Genomic DNA, 4,434 nt, shown 5'->3' on the forward strand with positions numbered 1-4,434 from the left:
CACGATAGCTCAGGGAATAGGCCAGATAACATCTGACCAACAGCAGGATCATATCCTGTTTGAAATGCTTCCATTTGAAACTGAGCATCGTCGAACTCCAAAAAATTTGGAAATTTTACCAGTGCCTAAAATTTTCTGCGACAAAACCACTTATTTACTGTGCTTGTCAAAAAGTAATGGAAAAATGGAATCAACCCATGCACAATTGGGCCTTAATTATCTCTCAGTTACAAATATTTTTTGAAGGATGTTTGAACTGGGAGTTAAGTTAAATTTCTGAGCTGACACAGTTAAATGAACACTCTCAAAAAATGAAAATCGATCATTTGCTTAATCCTTAGGTAACGCTAAAGCGTTACCCACACCTTGACCACACTCAATGACTTTTTTCCTACATACCCACAGACTCAATAATAAATTTTTTCTTTTATTTTTTAAAAACACGGTTACCTTAATTATGATGCAACGAATATCCTTTTATCCTGAAAAATCCAGAAAATTAGAGTGGTTTCTCTATCTATTCTATTACGCTCAAACACTCTCTGATTAAATAGTACCAAGATTATTCGAAGAAGCGTTCAGCTCCTCTATCAATTGTTCTTCTTGATTATGTTTTGCAATAACATCTTTAGCCAATTTGAGTGCACGGTAATAGCCAGAACCCATGAGATTTTTTTGAAGTGGTACGTTTTTTGGTGAAGAATTGAACCATCGTGCCTGCAATCGCCAATCAATAGATTCACCATCAAATATTTTCTCTAGAGTGAATTTATGAAACGGAGAGTCTGTCGCTTTATTTTCAAATAAAGCCAATTGATTCTCGATAATTAAGCCAATTTGTGCTAGGGAATTAGCTTTATTAATGGTTTTTATTATCTGTTTTGCACGGACTTCATGATGATGCCCAAAGAAAGACAGTTTCCACCATGCGGTATAATGATTTAAGAAAGAGCACACCTCTTGTTTGATTTTTATCAAATCATCGGTATTCATTGGTTTTGTTGGATAAATAAGTTGTGAAAGCGCGTCAAAATATTCTTTTGTTTTTTCCTTTTTTGTTTTATTGTCTGGCTTACCCCAAGAAAAACAATCAGTATGATAATGTTCAGTATTCTTTACTTTGTTTAGATACGTATAATAAGTAGAAGCACATCCAATACCAGAAAACAGATACTGTGTGCGTTTTGCTGTAGGAATAGATGCAAGCATTTTGCAAAATATTTTTGGTTCTAAACTCATTGCAAGTTCATCTAGAAATGTACAATTCAAACGCGAAGCATTCCGGGCCATTATCTGATGCGTTTTGGAAAAAGTACAAGGCTTACCGTCACCTTCGTCAAATAGTTTTCCTGTGCATGTTAAGCTTTCTTCTACGGCATTATAACGAAAGCATAGACTTTTATGATCAACCAGACGATTAATGGAAATAATATCGAATAAATCAATATCATTGGGATATTTAGTGAATAAATTCTTAACAAGTCGCCTTGGAATATCGTGATTTTGTGATAAATCGTCAAAAAAATTAATTTTTCGTAGAACATTTCTATCGTACTGACTATAAATCTCGAAGAGGATTTCTAGATTCTCTCCAACAGCATTATTCTTTTTATTAGTATAAAACCTATTATCAGTATATAAACACACATATAGCTTTTCTTTATGTTGATGGCATTGAGGATCGCGCAAGAACTCTAATATCTCTTTCTGTGATAATGGTTTTATGAGGAGTGGATTAATAAGCATCAGTTTTATAAAAAGATTCGTATCAACTTTGTACGGGTAATATTGTAAAAACTCGGAGGCTTCCCAAATGTGACTCTTTGTATAACTGAGTTTTTTATATAACATACTCTCTTTACGATCGAAGAGCAGCATAATTGCCTCTTTACTGGCATAACGTAATCCTGCAAACGAGTGATTAAAGCTCATATCCACAATATCTGGATTATTTTGGCATTCCTCATCTAAATGAGACAGACTGACATCACAAAATACATAGAGTAAATTTTTTAATGTTTCAACGGAATAGTTTTTGTGTTGAAAATGGTTTTCATCATGAGAAAAATCTTGATGAATTTGCCAAAGCTTAGTTTCCTGTTCTTTACTTAAATGCAAGCAACTCATGCGCTGTTTTGTTTCCTGCACTTCTTTTTCTTGTCTCGTTTGTTGCTGTTTTTTAAAAAAAGCTATAACTTCGTCAAGCAAATCTTCAGCATTTTTGTCTTTGGATGTATCTTGCTTATTTTTAGCAAATTGTTGTGGGCCTTTGTGAGATTTAGCTAAAAAACAGTCATATTTTTCTCTTTGATTTTCATCAGAAAGCATCTCGTAGGCCTCGTAAACACGTTTAAAAGCCTCACCAGGGTGTGTTTCCATCGCTAACTTGTGAAAAGCCTTCTTTACTTCACTAAGAGTTGCTGAGGGCTCGATGTTAAGAATCTTGTAGTAATTTTTATCTAAGGTGAAAGGCATAATATTTATAAACTAAAACTAAATTTGATTGAAATTATACCATATTGTTATTTCTTGTGTGCAATTTATTTATTGATGCAGCAGTATTAGTTGCTGTGGTGTTATCTAGCCGTAAAACTTGCCCAATGGTGTCATAACTCCATTTTTCGGATCGCAATAAAACCGCTTTAATGCGATCACACACCTGTTTATCGCGTTCAGCTTTGTGTCGCTTTTCCAACTGAGCTTTTTCCCCGTCTGTAAGAACGAATGAGCTCAACTACTACTTTCGGTAACATTTTTTTGATGCAACTCGCACGCTCTTCCCCTCTTCCACGCTAGGAGTTTGAAGAGGATGCCAAGCAATGCAGCATAAGTTCTTAGAATATTCATGAGGTGTGAAGGCATCGTCATCAGCAAATATAAACATCACTGGAATTTTATTGATTTCACTTTTAAGGTCTTCTGGTGCACTACTTTAACTCGTTTAATTAGCCTATTTCACCATCTAAATGCTTCACCCAATCAGCAAATACCTCATCTTCAAATTGATATGTTCCATATTCAACTTTTGTAATTAAATTTTTATTGGCTGATCTTCTTAATGCATTTTGAGCTGTATTTTTATTAACATTATTTCCTATGCCAAGAGACTATGTAAATCCCCTACTCCATGTGCAATCATAGATAGGATCACCTTATCGGCAGGCAATAATGCATCCCATTGTCTCTTAAAATTTTTATCACTAAATACCTTAAAATATAAGGTATTGTTATATATAATTTTTTCACTTAAGTTGGTTAACGGTTCCATTACTTCATTAGCCCCTTTTCTGGCGATTAATATTTCCTTCCAAACACCCTGAATTAAAACAAAATAAGCTGTAGAGATAATCAAAATAAACTGATAGATAGTGTAAGATATTTCTTTATTGAGTCCAGTCTTCTATTTTTAAACCTTCAACTTGAGCAAACGCACGATCATTCGTAATAAGCACTACTCCCAATGCTAGAGCATGAGCAGCGATCAGTAGATCCAAGTTACCCAATATCTTACCTTTTTTTTGCATGTCAGCACGAAGCGTCCCATAACAAGCCGCAACAGCACTATCCCAAGGTAATACATCAACACGAATCAAAAATTCATGAACAACTATGCTTAGTTGTTTCGCATTAGGTTTTTTTGCTAATCCAAATAATAATTCTCCCTCAGTTATTGCAGAAATTCCAAGTTCTGACATAGGAACAGAAACAACTTTGTTACGGACATTATTTACTCCCTTGATAAAATGACTAACCATATTGGTATCTAGCATATAACGATTAATTATTCCGTTAGTCATTAAATATGTCTCTCTCTTGCGGTAAGGAATCTTCACGCTCAATCATAAAATCTTTAGAAACCTCAACTGTTTTTAAAAGATCAAAAAAATCATCCCATGTTCCTGGTTTGCGTGACAAAATCACATCCCCTGTCTTTGGATCTTTTCTTATAAAGACTTCATTGCAATTAAAACGGTAAGCTGCTGGTAAACGCACAGCTTGGCTACGACCATTCATGAAGATTTTAGCAGATTGACTCATGGTAAATCCCCCACATTGATATATATTTAAGTATATATTTATATTTGATATATATCAAGAAATATACCATCATACAAAATATTCGCATTTCCTTATGTAAAATTACAATAAGTCGAGTAGCCACTCCCCATTACTGAGGAGCATCGCTCAAGTGACATAATAGTATGGATGGCAGTAGCAGAGCACCGCAGCTCTATTTGCCGACATCGTGTCGCACCCCGTTTTGATTTTGCGATTTATTCATTATTATACCGCACGGAGTGTGGTCTAGCCCTGAGAGTTCCACACGAATTTTTATCTTAACGCATTGAAAAAAGGGATAAAAAAATTGAATGTGCATGGTGATTATGATCAAATAGTGTTTCCAGACATTAAGAGATCGACACCATGCACCAG

At 34.7% G+C, this 4,434-nt stretch carries 5 protein-coding genes and 2 pseudogenes; 1 reads left to right on the top strand and 6 read right to left on the bottom strand.

Translation table 11 applies throughout. The features are described from left to right. Positions 1–134 precede the first annotated feature (134 nt). Positions 135–272 (top strand): annotated as a pseudogene (locus tag WA877_RS00160) (IS256 family transposase); the annotation flags it as partial. Between the two features lie 274 nt (positions 273–546). Here WA877_RS00160 and WA877_RS00165 read toward each other — a convergent pair. The 6 genes and pseudogenes from WA877_RS00165 to WA877_RS00190 form a co-directional block, all read right to left on the bottom strand. Continuing rightward, positions 547–2,475, bottom strand: coding sequence for a J domain-containing protein (locus WA877_RS00165; RefSeq protein ID WP_425168927.1), 1,929 nt, complete (start codon positions 2,473–2,475; stop codon positions 547–549). A gap of 94 nt (positions 2,476–2,569) precedes the next feature. Then, positions 2,570–2,734 (bottom strand): annotated as a pseudogene (locus WA877_RS00170) (IS630 family transposase); the annotation flags it as partial. 360 nt (positions 2,735–3,094) lie between these two features. Then, complete coding sequence (locus tag WA877_RS00175; protein ID WP_425168928.1) at positions 3,095–3,352, bottom strand: hypothetical protein; 258 nt, start codon at positions 3,350–3,352, stop codon at positions 3,095–3,097. Between the two features lie 31 nt (positions 3,353–3,383). Continuing rightward, positions 3,384–3,797 carry a type II toxin-antitoxin system VapC family toxin gene (locus tag WA877_RS00180; protein ID WP_425168929.1) on the bottom strand — a complete coding sequence of 138 codons (414 nt, stop codon included), beginning with the start codon at positions 3,795–3,797 and terminating at the stop codon, positions 3,384–3,386. Next, a complete protein-coding gene (locus WA877_RS00185) occupies positions 3,790–4,038 on the bottom strand; it encodes an antitoxin (protein WP_425168930.1) in 249 nt (82 codons plus the stop codon). Before WA877_RS00185 ends, WA877_RS00180 begins: the two co-directional genes overlap by 8 nt. Positions 4,039–4,231: 193 nt before the next feature. Next, positions 4,232–4,434 (bottom strand): hypothetical protein (locus WA877_RS00190; RefSeq protein ID WP_425168931.1); only part of this gene is annotated, 203 nt, incomplete at its 5' end.

This window comes from Legionella sp., assembly GCF_049790535.1.
GTDB lineage: Bacteria > Pseudomonadota > Gammaproteobacteria > Legionellales > Legionellaceae > Legionella.

What these genes read in the sequence shown, in the direction of transcription:
- WA877_RS00185 (WP_425168930.1), bottom strand. Translation starts at nt 4,038, where the DNA reads ATGAGTCAATCTGCTAAAATCTTCATGAATGGTCGTAGCCAAGCTGTG.
- WA877_RS00180 (WP_425168929.1), bottom strand. Translation starts at nt 3,797, where the DNA reads ATGACTAACGGAATAATTAATCGTTATATGCTAGATACCAATATGGTT.
- WA877_RS00165 (WP_425168927.1), bottom strand. Translation starts at nt 2,475, where the DNA reads ATGCCTTTCACCTTAGATAAAAATTACTACAAGATTCTTAACATCGAG.